Source organism: Thermogemmatispora onikobensis, from assembly GCF_001748285.1.
GTDB classification, from domain to species: domain Bacteria; phylum Chloroflexota; class Ktedonobacteria; order Ktedonobacterales; family Ktedonobacteraceae; genus Thermogemmatispora; species Thermogemmatispora onikobensis.
In genome coordinates this window covers 79,017-93,243 of the sequence record NZ_BDGT01000015.1, presented here as the reverse complement: position 1 = coordinate 93,243, position 14,227 = coordinate 79,017, and the positions used below count along the sequence as shown (strand labels likewise).

Annotated in this window: 10 protein-coding genes; all 10 read right to left on the bottom strand. The window is 59.8% G+C overall.

Going from position 1 to position 14,227, the window contains the following annotated elements:
* Nucleotides 1-78 precede the first annotated feature (78 nt).
* The 10 genes from BGC09_RS08960 to BGC09_RS08915 all read right to left on the bottom strand — a co-directional run bounded on the left by BGC09_RS08960 (nucleotide 79) and on the right by BGC09_RS08915 (nucleotide 14,146).
* Nucleotides 79-2,241: a methyl-accepting chemotaxis protein gene (locus tag BGC09_RS08960; RefSeq protein WP_069803539.1), complete on the bottom strand. Its 2,163-nt coding sequence runs from the start codon at nucleotides 2,239-2,241 to the stop codon at nucleotides 79-81.
* A 56-nt stretch (nucleotides 2,242-2,297) separates the two neighbouring features.
* Nucleotides 2,298-2,915: a chemotaxis protein CheW gene (locus BGC09_RS08955; RefSeq protein WP_069803538.1), complete on the bottom strand. Its 618-nt coding sequence runs from the start codon at nucleotides 2,913-2,915 to the stop codon at nucleotides 2,298-2,300.
* A gap of 83 nt (nucleotides 2,916-2,998) precedes the next feature.
* Nucleotides 2,999-3,364, bottom strand: coding sequence for a response regulator transcription factor (locus tag BGC09_RS08950; RefSeq protein ID WP_052888275.1), 366 nt, complete (start codon nucleotides 3,362-3,364; stop codon nucleotides 2,999-3,001).
* 574 nt (nucleotides 3,365-3,938) lie between these two features.
* Nucleotides 3,939-4,373: a response regulator gene (locus BGC09_RS08945; protein ID WP_052888274.1), complete on the bottom strand. Its 435-nt coding sequence runs from the start codon at nucleotides 4,371-4,373 to the stop codon at nucleotides 3,939-3,941.
* Between the two features lie 2 nt (nucleotides 4,374-4,375).
* Nucleotides 4,376-5,779 carry a DUF4388 domain-containing protein gene (locus BGC09_RS08940; RefSeq protein WP_069803537.1) on the bottom strand — a complete coding sequence of 468 codons (1,404 nt, stop codon included), beginning with the start codon at nucleotides 5,777-5,779 and terminating at the stop codon, nucleotides 4,376-4,378.
* A gap of 23 nt (nucleotides 5,780-5,802) precedes the next feature.
* Entirely contained in the window at nucleotides 5,803-6,456 is a 654-nt protein-coding gene (locus BGC09_RS08935; RefSeq protein ID WP_069803536.1) for a response regulator, read from the bottom strand.
* Between the two features lie 340 nt (nucleotides 6,457-6,796).
* Nucleotides 6,797-7,576 (bottom strand): response regulator transcription factor, encoded by a 780-nt coding sequence (locus tag BGC09_RS08930; RefSeq protein ID WP_069803535.1) that lies wholly within the window; start codon nucleotides 7,574-7,576, stop codon nucleotides 6,797-6,799.
* Nucleotides 7,573-10,224 carry a sensor histidine kinase gene (locus BGC09_RS08925; RefSeq protein WP_069803534.1) on the bottom strand — a complete coding sequence of 884 codons (2,652 nt, stop codon included), beginning with the start codon at nucleotides 10,222-10,224 and terminating at the stop codon, nucleotides 7,573-7,575. Before BGC09_RS08925 ends, BGC09_RS08930 begins: the two co-directional genes overlap by 4 nt.
* Before the next feature lie 365 nt (nucleotides 10,225-10,589).
* Entirely contained in the window at nucleotides 10,590-11,723 is a 1,134-nt protein-coding gene (locus BGC09_RS08920) for a lipocalin-like domain-containing protein (protein ID WP_069803533.1), read from the bottom strand.
* The gene (locus BGC09_RS08915) at nucleotides 11,720-14,146 is read right to left on the bottom strand and encodes an MMPL family transporter (protein WP_069803532.1); all 2,427 of its coding nucleotides are present in this window, start codon (nucleotides 14,144-14,146) and stop codon (nucleotides 11,720-11,722) included. The genes BGC09_RS08920 and BGC09_RS08915 overlap by 4 nt, the downstream gene beginning before the upstream one ends.
* Nucleotides 14,147-14,227 lie beyond the last annotated feature (81 nt).

Sequence of the window (14,227 nt, the reverse complement as noted above, 5' to 3'; positions counted from 1 at the left end):
GGGCGCTGGCCCGACCTCGCCCCCTGGTCGAAGCCCTGGGCGCCCCTCCCTATCTGTCTTCGCTTATTCGTGCAACGGCTACTGGCCGAACTGCCCGTTACTGCCTCGCGGGAAAGGCGTCTGTTCTGGTTTTGGGAACGGCGACTGACCCGGCTGCTGGTGCGGCGACTGCTGAGGAGCAGCTCCTGGCGGAGTCCAGGGCTGGCGCTGTTGCGCTCCCTGTCCCTGAGCTGACTGAGGCGGTGTCCCAAAGGCCTGCTGAGGCATGGAACCAAACTGCCCGCCACCCGAGTAGGGGACAGCCCCCTGGCCTGAGCCGCCAAACCCCGCCCCTGAGACGGGGGGATTACCGAAAGGCTGCTGCGAGAAAGCCGACTGTCCCTGCTGGCCAGAGAAGCCCTGGTTAGCAAAGGGATCGAAGGAGCCGAAGGCCTGCTGAGCCTCGAAAGGCTGCGAGTTAGAGAAAGCCGAAGCGCCGAACTCCTGGTTAAAGGAAGGAGCAGGGGTAGAGCCGAAAGCGGCCCCGAAATCCTGCTGAGCGGTAGAGCCGAACGAGCCCATCTCGGAGAAAGCCGGGGAAGCGCCGAACTCCTGCTGAGAGGCAGGGAAGCCGAACTGAGCCTGATGCTGGCTTTGAGCCACGGGCGAAGACATCGCTACCAGGCCGGCACTTTCTGGCTCAGGGAGCGGCGGGAAATTGCCGCCGTAGCTCTGCTGCTGTGGTTGCATCCACCCATCGCCGCCCGAGGAGGGATAGAACTGATCGCTACCGGCGGGCAGGCCAGGCATTGCTCCTGGGCCACTAGTCATACTGCTATTGATCGACTCCAGCACGTGATCGGGCAGGCGGAAAGTCGAGACCGAAGCGCGGAGCTGGTCGGCCAACTCTGCCAGGTAACTCACGCTGGCGGCGGCCTCCTGAGTACCAGCGTTGGTCTGGCGAGTGATCTCGGAGATCTGGCTCATGGCCACGGCCACCGCCTCCGAAACGCTGGTCTGTTCATTGGCAGCGCGAGCAATGCTTTCGATCATCTGGGCCTGGCGCTCCACAGCGCTATAGATCGAGTTCAGAGCACGCCCGGCCTCATCAGCCAGCTGAGACCCCTTGACCACCTCCTGCGTACTATCCTCCATTGCCACCACTGCCTCATAGGTATCGCCCTGGATACTCTTGACCAGGGTGGCGATCCGCTTTGTCGACTCCGTGGAGCGCTCGGCCAGGAGGCGGATCTCATCGGCCACCACGGCGAAGCCGCGGCCATGCTCGCCGGCCATTGCCGACTGAATAGCAGCGTTGAGAGCCAGCAGGTTTGTCTGATCAGCGATATCCTCAATGATACGTACAATTTCACCGATCTCGTTCGAGCGCTCGCCCAGGCGCTTAATCTTCTTGGCCGTCTCCTGGACGTTCTCGCGGATCAGCATCATGCCCTCAATCGTCTGACGCACCGCATCCTGACCGCTTTGAGCATTGCGCAAAGCTTCCTGAGCGGCCTCATGGCTCAACTGGGCATTGCGGGCCACATTCTGGATGAAGATGGCCAGAGCCTCGACCGCTTCGGTGGTCTGCGAGATCTGCTGCACCTGCATCTCGGAGGCCTGGGCCAGCTCGGCGGCGCGATCCAGAATACGACGAGTGGCGTTAGTCACCTGCATAGCTGTGCTCTGCACCCGCCCGACCACCTTGGCCAGCTCCTCGATCATGTAGTTGAAGGAGTCGGCGAGCACGCCGAGCGTATCGGGAGTCACCTCGGCCTGGACGCGCAGATCACCATCGCCGACGGCGCTCACCTCCTGGAGCAGCTTCTCGATCTGGGCCTGCAGAGCGGCAGCGTCGCTGCCAGAGCCCAGGCCAGCAGCGCTGTTTGCCTGAGCGCCCTGCTGATCAAGCACCGTATTCACCGAAGCGACCAGACGGGCGAACTCATCATCTCCGTCCACCTGGGCGCGCACACGGCGATCGCCTCCGGCAAAATCGTGGCAGACATCGGCCAGGGCCAGGAAGCGATCCTTGATCCGGCTATTGACCAGGTAATTGGTGATGACCACCGCCAAAAGAGCAACGATAGCGCAGATGATGACCACGACGATCAGGACCGACGTATCGGCGGTGGGCATGCTCAGCCGGGCGTAGATGCCCACCAGGATGAGCAGGAAGGCCGGGATAATGGCGGAGACGGCCAACCCCAAATTCATCAGGCCGCTTACCGTCATCCCGCCTCGATTACGATCCGGGTTCATCCGCCAGACCTCCTCTATAGAAAATACAGAACAATGGCTGCACTGTCCGTCCTATCCTAATCCAGAGCTTCGTAATGTTGCATCTTTTCCGAGAACAGCAAACGTGCGGCATCGAGCAAGATGATGACACGTTTACCGAGCACTGCCGTTCCGGCGGCATAGGGAGCAACCCACTGTGGAATATTGGTCTGGCGTGTGCTCACACTGGCGATAACGTTGTCAGGAATGGGGAGCATCTCGCTGACGCTATCCACCACCAGACAAATCACCATCTCATTATATTGCACCGATAGCAGGCGAGTGCGTGGATTGTAGGGTAGCGGCTCCCTGTCCAGGAAGATGCGCAAGTCCACCACGGAGGCGATGGAGCCGCGGAGATTGATCACCCCTCGGACCCAGGGAGCAACGTTCGGGACCGGGGTCACGTCGAGCAGGCGCTCCACGCTCTGAATGTACTCCGCCTTGAAAGCGAACTCCAGGTCGAGCAGAGTAAAAGCAAGGTACTGCTCACCGGGTACCTCAGTGGGTACACCGGGAGCAGCTGCTGTATTGGTCCGCACTTGCTCAGGCTGCAACGCCGAGGCCCCCCATGCCGGAGGATGCGCTCCCCGCTGCTGCAGCTGTTGCTGAGCCAGGAGAGCGCGTTGCAACATGTTCAGGTCATCGCTTGCCACAGGATTACTCCCAACTTCTGGTCGCCCATCGGGCTGTCCCCCTTGCCTCGCCTGTCTAGGGCCGCTGGCTGAGGCTGGCCAGGCTAGAGGAGCCGGCGCACATTGGCTACCAGTTCTTCCTCGTTAAAGGGCTTGGTCATGTACAGATCGGCCCCCTGCCGCAGGCCCCAGGAGCGATCGAGGGGCGTATTCTTGCTCGTGAGCAAGATGATCGGAATATGCCGACTCAGCTCCGATGACTTGAGCTTGCGGCACAGCTGAAACCCGCTCTGCTTAGGCAAGACCACATCCAGGACGATGCACTGTGGACGCTCCTTAAAGACCTTCTCCACAGCTTCGTCACCGTCGACCGCTGTTACTACCTCGAAGCCACTGTTGCGTAGCGGGGTTGCGATCATTGTGAGTTCAGTCCAGCTGTCGTCTACAACGAGCACCTTCTGCCCTGGCATTTCCCCTATACCTCTTGTTGTAACTTCTCCAGAGTCAAAACATTAGCCTTTTAGGAAAGAAAGGCCAGTCGACATTGCAATCTCCAAGCGGGCTCGGGCTGCGTTCTGACCTGGATCTGACAGCGGGCCAGAGCTACGTTACGGAGCAAGCGGAACACCACTATGCTGTCTGTGGGCTTGGCCAGCGAACTGGCAGATCAGATAGGGAGGCAAGCCTGTGATGCGCACTGACCGATCGGTCCTCTGATGCCTCGTCCCGTCTCGTCTCGTCGAGTTTTGGACCGCCGCCGGGCAATCCCTTCCCCCTCCTCCATCCTTCCTTCCCTGCCCCCTCTCGCTCTGTTCTACCATTCAGCTCATCATCTCACTCAACCAACAGCCCCCACTCTCCTCCTGACAGTGGCCTGACCTGACTTGACCTGACTTGACCTGACTTGACTTGACCCGAGAGGTCGGTCGATCAGAGCGTCTTTTCCTTCCCCTGGTTGCCCCACTCCACTGCCCTCTCGTCGAAGCTGGTCCAGCACCCCCTTAGACAGACCCGGATCACCGAGAGCGAGAAGCGCCCCCCCACCTAACCACGGCGACGCAGCCGCGGGCGCATACCTTCGTAACGCGGTGGGACGCGCTCCTGCCAGTTGACCAGGTGCTTCTTGACCGTTTGAACCAGCTCGGCAGAATCGAAGGGCTTCGTGATGTATTCGGTAGAGCCGGCTAGGCGACCGCGCATCTTGTCGAACAATCCATCTTTCCCACTGAGCATAATAATAGGTATCTGTCTAAACTGCAAGTTTTTTCGTATGATCTGGCAAATTTGGTACCCGTCCATGCGGGGCAGTTGCACATCCAGGAGAATGAGCGCCGGCATTTCGTCTGCTACCGAGGTGAGAGCGCTTAGCCCATCGCCCGCGGCAATGACACGAATATTTTCACGCTGCAGGGTCATCTGCACAATCTTGCGCACAGTGGGGCTATCATCTACAACCAGTACCGTCGGTACTGCTGACATGCTTAGATCGACCTCCTTCGCGTCTCAGGCCACCCGTAGGCGCTACCGCTCTCCGGGAACCCTTGCCATTGTCCCTCCTCCCCTCGACGTGGCGGTTGCGGCTGAAACTCACGCCCCCTGGCTCGCTGGACGTTGCGATAGGCTCTGACCTTCTGATATTCCTGTATCTCAGCGTCGATCTCGGTCAGAAAGGCCTTCCAGGCAACGTTGAGCTGCTGTCTCGTGTGCGAATTGCCGACTTCATCTTGCAAGACGGCGGTAAAAACCATTCGCAAGAATGCCGACAACCCCACGACCGCCTCCCAATAAAATTCTTCTAACTGCTCGCCTTTGACCAGTTTGTCCAGGGTCAGGATATCACCACAGTCAAGCTGCCCATCGACAAAGCTGGCCGTCTCTAGAATGGGATAATATTGCTTGGCCAGAAGCTGCAAAGGCTGCGAGAAGGTGCGCTCAAGATAGCGGATGATTTCACCCGTGGGCACATGCCCCCTCCCGCGCAAGCTTCTGGCAAAGCGTCCGTGATGTACTAATAGGCCGTTAATGCACTCAACTAGCACACGAATGAGATTCAGCAGGTGTTGCTCAGGGCTGACTTGCTTGCGCTGCTGCCAGAGAGTATGCTGGCAGCGGATGAGGAGATCGTGCAGGTCATGCTGCAGGGCTTTTTCCAGCTCGGTGTCTACTAACTCGATCAGCCCCAGCTCCAGCAGGCGGGCCATGAGCCGCGCCACCCGCGCCTCCGGCATCATCAGCGCCAGGGAGATGGCCTGGAGAGGAATCTCCCCATTACAGAGCGAGAGCACCTCGATATACTCCTGGCTCAGCCCCAGGCTGCGCAGGTCGTTGCTGTTCTTGACCTCTGGCAGCCAGCGCGCGACACTCGTGCGCGCCAGATGCAGCTCACCCATCTCTTCCCACTCATCGGCCTGACGTAGGGCCTCCAGCAGCACTGAGTCGATGTCAAGCGGCTGCATGCGGCTCTCGATCGCCAGCAGGCGCCGATGAAAGGAAAAACGCCCTTCCGCCCAGCGCAAGGCGTGGCTGATCGACTGGGTGACGGCAAACTCCAGCCGACGCTGCATCTCCTCGGCGCTCATCCAGCCTCGCTCCACCAGCAGCGCCAGCGCCACTTGCATATCGCCTCGCGCCAGCTCGCGAACCATCTGGGCCCTGCGTGGATCAAGCCGATTGAGCAGACAGAGCATGGTGAGCAGATCGAGCTGGGGAGCACCCTCTTCGCGCAAGGCTACGATCTGACCCTTGCGCAAGGCGATCGAAAGCGTCTCAGGACCGGAATGGACAAACAGCGTGCCTGTCTTACCGCTGAGGGCAAGCATCTTGAGAATGGACTGCAGACCCAGCGTCTGCAGGTCACCATCCATAATACGATCTTGCTGCTCCATTCTTCTCTTCTTCCTTTTCTCGTCTATGCAAGTGGTCGCGTTGCCGGTGCCAGTTTCTGCAGCGCCTGCTCAATCGCTGCTTGCAGGTGCTCGACAAAGAAGGGCTTCTCGACGTAGACCACCGACTTCTCTTCTCGTAGATAGGGTCTGCGCTCCAGTTGCCGCGGCGTCAGGGCACTCATCAGCACAAAGGCCGGCGGACTGGGCAGCGCACTGCGCTTCAAACAGCGCATCATTTGATAGCCGTTCATCCAGGGCATGATCAGGTCGGCAACTACGCAATGGGGCCGCCACTCGACACAACGCTCCAGCGCCTCTAATCCATCGTGGGCTACCGCCAGTTCGTAGTCAGCTACGGCCTTGAGCGATTGCTGAATCGTCTGAGCTACGTCAATGTCATCATCGACGATCAGCACCCGCGCCCGTTGGCCCTCAGCTCGTGGCTCATCACTGATGAAATATGCGCCTCGCTCTTCGCTCGTCTGGACCAGCCGCTGCAGGGTACTGAGGTAGCGTAACAGCCGCCCCACGTCAAAAGGCTTGAGCAAAAAGGCAACGACGCCTAGCTCCTCTAGCCGGTCGCGCGAGACGGAGCTGCTTCCCATGATCACAGTAAAGCGAGCTTCCGGCCAGCTTCTGGGTGGCTGCAGCAGCTTCTCTCCCTCTCTCCCTCTCATCGCCTCCTCCCCTCCTCCATCCATGTCATATAAGAGGACGTCTCCTACCCAACTCCCCGGGTCTATCTCTCCCCCACGCAGCAGGACTCGGACTTCATAGCCACGCTGGCTTAGATGCCTTTCTAAGATGGTGTTCAGGCTTTCCTGCTGCCCCATAATGAGGACTTTGAGCGGCCTTGGCCGCACCATCGCTCTAGCCATAGCATGCCTGCTCGCTTTGCCTCTGTCAAGAAATACCGGTAATATAGTAAAGAACTCCCATTCTTCCGAATAACAGTGTACAGCAAGCCGGCTCAATTCGCCATAAAGAACGGCCTTGTTAGCATTAAAATCTCATTAATTATTCCTCTGCCGGGGCGACATTGCTCACACTAGAGGCGGCGGTCGGCTGCTGATCGCGCCGCCCATCTGCCTGAAACACATAGCCAACCCCTGGCTCGGTGAGGATATAGCGCGGGCGTGAGGGTTCTTGCTCGACTTTACGCCGCAGTTGCCGCACATAGACGCGCAGATAGTCCGCCTCTTCTCCGTACTCAGGCCCCCATACCGCTCGCAGCAGGGTGCGATGGGTCAGGACTTTGCCGGCGTGTAGCATGAGCTGTCGCAACAGCTCGAATTCTGTGGGAGTGAGACGGACCTCACGATCGCCTGCCCGCACGTAACGGCGCTCGACGTCCATCAGCAAATAGCCATCGCTGCTGCGCAATACTTGCGCTTCTTCTTGTTGCCTGCTCCCTCCACCGCTGGCGGCACGGCGCAGGCAGGCTCGCACGCGCGCTAACAGTTCGGCGTTACTAAAGGGTTTGGTCAGATAATCGTCTGCCCCCAGATCCAGGGCCCGCACTTTCTGCTTCTCTTCGGTCCTGGCTGAGAGGACAATGATAGGCACCTGGCTCTGGCGGCGCACTTGTTCACAAACTTCCAGACCGTCAATGCTCCCCGGCAGGCAGAGATCAAGCAGGATCAGGTCGGGCTCGTGCTGACGCACCGCTCTGAGCGCTTCTTCTCCGTTGTCAGCCACCAACACCTCATAGCCGCTCATGAGCAGGTTTCTGCGCAAAATACGCTGAATTGAGAGTTCGTCATCGACAACTAAGATGCGCTTGCCTCGGGATCTCATTCTTGTTCCTCCGACAACCGTCCAGCGGGCGAAGGCAGGCTGTGGGCCGGGCCGGGACCGGGACCACAGGAGTAGACTGGTAGGGCGAAGACAAAGGCAGCTCCTCCTCCAGGGGACGACTCTATCCAGATCCGCCCTCCGTGCGCCTCGATGACACCTCGACAGATGGCCAGACTGAGACCATTCCCCTGGGGATCAACACTATAAAAGGTTCTGAAAATACGCTCACGCTCTCCTTCCGGTAACTGGTAGCCGCGAGCGAGGATGCGACCGCGCAGGACGCCGTCCACGATCTCTAGTTCGACCGGGATCTCCTCATGCAGTCCGTTATGACGCAGGGCATTCTCCAAAAGATTATAAAAGACGCGCTCCATCTGTGCGTAGTCGACGTGGACGAGGAGCGGCAAGGGCGGCTGCAGGTAGAGGCAGATGTTGGGCTTTCTTCCCAGACTGCGCTCTAAGCGTTGCAGGGCGCTGTTGAGCAGCTCGTTCATGTCGCACCATTCTTTCTCAAGGGTCAGCGCCCCCATCTCAATGCGCGACATCTCAATCAGAGCATTGATGAGCACGGTCAGATGATCGGTCTCGCTATCGACTTCGCTCAGAATCTCGCGCCTCGTCTCTTCATCCCAGACAATGCCTGGCTCCAGCAGCCCGGTGATGGCCGCTTTGATGGATGTGAGAGGCGTGCGCAGATCATGGGAGACCGAGGAGAGCAGGGCTAATTTGTTCTTTTCGTCGCGCACTTGCTCGGTGATATCGTGGGCCTGAAGCGCATAGGCTTTGAGCTGGCCGTGCTGGTCTCTGACAGGATGGCGGGTGAAGAGATAGTAGCGATCGAGGCTTGTGTTGTCCTGACTGGCCCCCCCCCGCCGCTCATGCCGCTCGCTCTCATCGCTGCCCACCGCTCTGTTGGTCGCTTCCTCTTGGGGAGGCTCGCTGGCAAAGGCACAACGCAGCTCCCAGGCCCGCGCCTGTTCCTGGGTAAATTGGCCAAGGTATTGCTCTAGCTGCTCACGATTGCGTGCAAGAGCGAGGAGGGTTGCAAACATTTCAGCGAGCTGCCGGCTGTCTCCAGCTTGCAGACGGACACCGCACAGGCTCTCCGCGGCTGGATTCATGTAGATGCAGCGCCCACTGAGATCAACAGCAAACCAGGCGTCGGTAAGATGGCCCGGCAGATGCTCATGGAGTTGGACCAGGCGGCTCAGCTCGCTCAGAATGCTGGCACGTTCAAGCGCTTCTTCAGCGCTGCGCGTGAGCAGGGCAGCGCTGGGATCTTGCGCCTGAGCAACCCCTTCCGTACCTGCCGTCTCTATCCTCTGTTCATCAGACAGCATCGGGGAAGAGGCCCCAACAACCTGGCCACGTCGATGCACAGCGTTTACGAGGGCCTGCAGATTCTGCTCAGGACAGGCCAGCAGGTAGTCGGCAATGAAGCGCAACAGACTGATGAAGCTGATGCCAAAGGTCCGCTCGCATTCGCTGCGCACCTGCTCCAGTAGACGCTCCTCCGTTTCTTCGTTCCACTGCCTCTGGGTCGTTTCGAGTCGCGTGATGATCTCCCGAAAACGCTGCTGCCGGCGCACCGCTTCGAGCAGCATGCCGTTGTGAATGGCAATGGTGGCCTGGCTCGCAAAGAGTGAGAGAATGTCTACTTTGAGCGGTGTAAATCCACCCGCTTCTTCAGAGCAGAGCAGTAAGGCCCCGTACACGGTGGAGTCAGTAACCAGCGGGTGAACAAAGATAGAGCGAATCTTGAGCTGGCTATAGAGGGGCTGGCTGGCCGGGAAGCGCAGGTCACTGCCGATGTCATTGGAAAATTGTGGCTGGCGATGAAGCAGGCTGTAGCCAATGATACACTGCTCGCTGAGGGCCTGCCCGCTCTCGATAATCCGCGCGAGGGTTTGGGCCTCCAGACCCGCCTGCGCTTCCAGGCGCAAGCCCCCTCGCTGGCCCCGGCGGTCGATGGTGACGATCGCCGACCAGACGCGCAGCGCTTCGGCAACGCCGCTGACGATGCGCTGAAAGATGGTGGCCAGATCCATCGTCGAAGCCAGGGCACTGGAGACGGCCTTGAGCGCTTCCCGCTGCCGGTCCTGAATCTGGGCACTGCCACCTACCTGCACACCCTCGATAGCTGCCGCTAAGACGCGCCCAACCGCCTCTAACAGGCGGCAGAGCGAGGGATCATCATAGGTGCCCTGCTGACAGCTCCCCAGCTCCAGGGTGCCCAACACCCGATCTTCGACGACCAATGGTACAATGGCAGCCGAGCGCAACTGGGGATGGCCGCTAAGAGCATCCCCGACTTTCGCCGGTGGCCCATCTGCTCCCTGCGGATAGTTCTCGACGAGCATAATGGGGTGTCTCAGCACCTGCTCTGCCCGCGATTCGGGCAGCGGATGCTGATGGTAGCGCGCTTGCCAGGCATCGCCCTCCCCCCGCCAGCAGACCGTTACGCGCACCGCTTGTCGGTCATGCCTTAGAAGGACTACGCCAAAAACGTCAAATGGGATGGTCGGCGCCAGCTCTGCCGCAAGCCTGGTATAGTCGGGTTTCGAGCCGCGGACGCTCGAAATGATGCGAACAACACGCTCGACGATCGCAGATTCATCCAGCGTGGAGACGCGCGTCCCTGCCTTCATTGTTCCCCCCAACAATGAACCGGGCTACCACCTCTTGAACAGTCAGCCTGGAGTTTTTTCTCTACACAATCATCAGCAGTATAACACAAAAGGATGACCCAAGTAGTCGGCAAATTCATCCGCATTCATCGCCTTGTTCTGTTTCTGGTAAGCTGCAGATCTGGCTCGCTCTGGCCCGAAGGTACTACCAGGGCCGCACCCAAGCCAACCGAACGGTCTTTTGAGCAGGGCGTCCTTTCCAACCCCGGCCCTCCGCAGCAGTCTACTCTATTCTGCGCCAGGCGACAAGTCTTGAGAGGGAGGGCCAGCTCTCCGGGGTAGGGGCAGTTCCTCCCTCTCTCCACTTCAGGTCTTGATGTTAAGGATTACGCAGGGGCATAGCCAGTCAGTTCAACATATCCTTCCCCGTTGACAGGATGGCCATCGCTCTGCCCTGCAATGCTCACGGCCCCTTCCCAGTAGGCGTTGCCGGTCGATTGGTAGGTGACCAGCTCTTGATCTTTCAGCTCCGGCTGAAGAATGAGCCGGGCAGAGAAGCGGGCATCGCGAATGGTGATCTGCCAGCCAGAAGGGTAGCGCGCATGGGTTGCCGGGCTCAGCCAGGTTGCCAGGGTTTGCACGTGCAGAGCACTGGCCGGTAAGAGATGGTCCTGCCCGGCAGCATCAATGAAGCTCACATAGGTAGAGATGACCTGCTTGCTGGCATCGCGGATCAGATAGAGCATCAGCTCGCTGTTATCATTGAGCTGCAGGCTGAACCAATCCCAGCCGCTGCCAGCCAGAGTGAGGAAGTTGCCCCACTGGTGGTCCATCCAGGCCAGGCCGGTGACAGTCAGCCTCTGGCCGTGATCAATCAGGAGGCCACTGGCAGCCAGGCGGGTGCGCGAGTAATAGTAGGAGAAGCCTGCCAGACCATAGGTGATCAGGCCGTTGCCATTATGCAAGACGACCGGCTTGAGCGCCTGGAGCTGCAGCTGCAGGGCATAGTCCGGCATGACCGCCGCCAGCTGATCCTGCCCATTACGGCCCTGCAGGCGCCAGGGGCCGACCTGGAGCTGAAAGCCTCCCTGGCTGGTCGCTCCCGCCGAGGTGGGTTCGAGCTGGAGGACGCGCTGCTGGACAAAGTGGAACTGGCCACGGCTGATGTCGCTAATGGCGAAGTGAGCTGCATAGACAGGTGGCAGGTCGCTGCGCAATACCTGAAAAAAGACCAGTTCGAAGCCATAGCGCCGGAGACTCCCGTCGCTGGCGCGAGCCTGGAGATGACCAGTGTAATACCACCACTCGGTGAGATCCTGATGCGGTGCCTCATCCTGGGGCAGGCGAATGGGAGGCAAGGGCGTCGCTTGCGTTGCGGCCGGCACCACGGGCAGCTGCGCTGATGTTGCAGGAATGCCCGGAAAGGCGCAGGCACTCAAGCCACTGAGCCCTGCCAGCAGCGCCAGCACTAGACAGAGCAGCTTCCCAGGACGGTAGTCTCGCTGAGGCCGCGTGCTCATAACCTTCCTCCTTGCTGGGACGGGGGAGAAGGGTGTCGCTCTTCCTCACTGCTCACTACTGCGCCTCCCTCGCTCCTGGCCTGGCGGCGGTCCGCCTCCTCTTCTGCCAGGAGTGTAGGCCGGCGTTGGACCCCGACAAACGGTAGCCACCAGTTGAGATTACCCAAAAGCCGCATGGTTGCTGGCACGAGCAGACCTCGAACGAGCGTGGCATCGCTGATGACGGCCAGGGCCATGCCCAGACCGAGCGCCTTCACGAGGATCATGTCAGCGGTAGCAAAGCAGGCGCTTACCACTACGACGATCGCCGCGGCACTGGTGATGATTCCTCCGCTGCGCTGCAGGCCAAGAGCTACGGCCTGGGTATTATCGCCGCTCTCCCAGTAGGCTTCTTGCACGCGGGAGAGCAGAAAGACCTCGTAATCCATCGAGAGGCCGAAGAGCGAGCAGAAGAGCAGAATGGGACTGGAGGCTTCCACGAAGCCGAGAGGCGTGAAGCCGAGCAGCTGATGCAAGAAACCCTCCTGGAAGATGACGACCAGGGCGCCATAGCTGGCCAGGATGGAAAGCGTATTCATGAGGATGGCCTTGAGCGGCAGCAGCACCGAGCGGAAGAGCAGCAGGAGCACGACATAGGTGATGCCTGCCACAATGAGCGCCGCCTTTGGAAAGTCTCCGTAGAGAGCCTCGACGTAATCGATGTTGCTGGCGCTCCCCCCGGCGACAAGTACATGCATACCCGGCCCCGGCGGCGTGTTGCGAATAGTTACTACCAACTCCTCTGACTGCTCCGAGAGCATGTCATACTTACTGATGACCGTCACCAGCGCCAGGTTGCCCGCGACCGAGGATTTGAGCAGACCGGCCACATAGGGATCAGCAATGAGCCGCGGGTGTGTGTAGAGCAGCTCATATTCCTGTAAGGTCAGACGTGGGTCGGCGCTCACGATGCTGTCGACACGGGCCACGCGCGGATCAGCCTCAAGGCGCTGGACGTAGCGATAGAGCAGGGCAATATTGTTGGGCGTCAGGACGTTGCCCTGCATCTGCACAGCCAGCAGAATGGGCGTCGTCTCGCGCGCGTTGAAACGCGAGGTCAAGAGGTCGTAGGAGGCGCGTGAAGGGACATCTTGAGGAAGGATCGAGGCCCCCGGCGCCGAAAAGCGAACCGCCAGGAAGGGCAAGCCCAGGGCCACGAGCAGTAGTAAGACCGGGAAGAAGAAGCGCAGCGGATAGCGCATGACCAGATGTGATAGCCGATACCAAAATCCCTGGTGTGGCTGAATGAGGGCGCTGCGCGCGCCAGCCAGAGTTACTTCTTCTTCTTCTGTCTCTGCACTCGCCTGCGCGGCCCGCCGTTGACGCCACCAGCGCCATAGCCAGGAAAGGCGCACAGGCAGGGCGTTGACGCGCGTTCCTAGAATGGCCAACATGGCCGGCAGCAGGGTCAGAGCCGCTACAACGCAGAGCATAACGACCAGCATGCCACCCAGACCAACCGAGCGGAGCATGTTGATGCGGAAGAACGTCAGCCCGAAGAGGCCAATCGAGACGGTAAAACCAGAGAAGGTCACAGCCCGCCCAGCGGTGGCCACAGTGACGGCCACGGCCTCGCCCGGCGTGCGACCGCGCGCTAATTCTTCACGGAAGCGGCTGACCATGAAGAGGGAGTAGTCAACTCCCAGACCGAGGCCGAACAGGGTAGTGATGTTCAGGACGAAGATCGATAGAGGGGTGAGATGCCCCAGACCAAAGATAGTGGCCAGCGCCACGATAACCGCCCCACCACCGATGATGGTGGGCAAAAGCGCGGCAATGACAGAGCGAAAGACCAGGAGCAGGGCAATGAGGGCAAACGGAAAGGCCAGCAGCTCAGCTCGTCGCAGATCTCGCTCGCTGACAAACTGAATATCCTCATAGAAGACAGGGCTGCCGCCAACGTGAATCTCCAGGTCTGGCTGCGGGCGCAACCTTCGCTCCAGCTCAGGCAAGAGACGCGGCGCGCTGTCAGGATCGCTCTTGAGCATGACATTGGCATAGACACCGTGACGGTCGAGCGAGATCTGACGTGGATTGTCTAGATAGGTGACGACTCCTGCTACTTGAGACCAGCTCCGCACCTCGGCGAGCGCTTGCTGCATCTGCTGGATAAATTGCGGGCTGTCCGCCCGATAGCGCTGGCTGATGAAAATTACCTGGACAACCGTCGGATTGAGATGAAGCTTGCTGGTGAGCAGATCAAGCGCTCGCTGCGACTCAGCATCAGGACTGAGCAATCCTCCCGGCTGCAAGACCTGGCCGGCCTGCGGCGCAAAAGGTAGGGCAACGAGGGCCAGGAGCATCCAGAGCAGAAGGATCAGCCACCGTGCCCGAACGGTCGCCTGGCCCAGCGCATAAAAAATTGACCTTCTCGGTTTCTGCATGTATACTCTTCCTCACCTGGGGGCTATGCCTGGCAGACTGGCTGTGCTGCCAGATCTGACGGCTCAGTCAGGGCTGCCGAG

What these genes read in the sequence shown, in the direction of transcription:
- BGC09_RS08960 (WP_069803539.1), bottom strand. Translation starts at nt 2,241, where the DNA reads ATGAACCCGGATCGTAATCGAGGCGGGATGACGGTAAGCGGCCTGATG.
- BGC09_RS08950 (WP_052888275.1), bottom strand. Translation starts at nt 3,364, where the DNA reads ATGCCAGGGCAGAAGGTGCTCGTTGTAGACGACAGCTGGACTGAACTC.
- BGC09_RS08945 (WP_052888274.1), bottom strand. Translation starts at nt 4,373, where the DNA reads ATGTCAGCAGTACCGACGGTACTGGTTGTAGATGATAGCCCCACTGTG.
- BGC09_RS08940 (WP_069803537.1), bottom strand. Translation starts at nt 5,779, where the DNA reads ATGGAGCAGCAAGATCGTATTATGGATGGTGACCTGCAGACGCTGGGT.
- BGC09_RS08935 (WP_069803536.1), bottom strand. Translation starts at nt 6,456, where the DNA reads ATGAGAGGGAGAGAGGGAGAGAAGCTGCTGCAGCCACCCAGAAGCTGG.
- BGC09_RS08930 (WP_069803535.1), bottom strand. Translation starts at nt 7,576, where the DNA reads ATGAGATCCCGAGGCAAGCGCATCTTAGTTGTCGATGACGAACTCTCA.
- BGC09_RS08925 (WP_069803534.1), bottom strand. Translation starts at nt 10,224, where the DNA reads ATGAAGGCAGGGACGCGCGTCTCCACGCTGGATGAATCTGCGATCGTC.
- BGC09_RS08920 (WP_069803533.1), bottom strand. Translation starts at nt 11,723, where the DNA reads ATGAGCACGCGGCCTCAGCGAGACTACCGTCCTGGGAAGCTGCTCTGT.
- BGC09_RS08915 (WP_069803532.1), bottom strand. Translation starts at nt 14,146, where the DNA reads ATGCAGAAACCGAGAAGGTCAATTTTTTATGCGCTGGGCCAGGCGACC.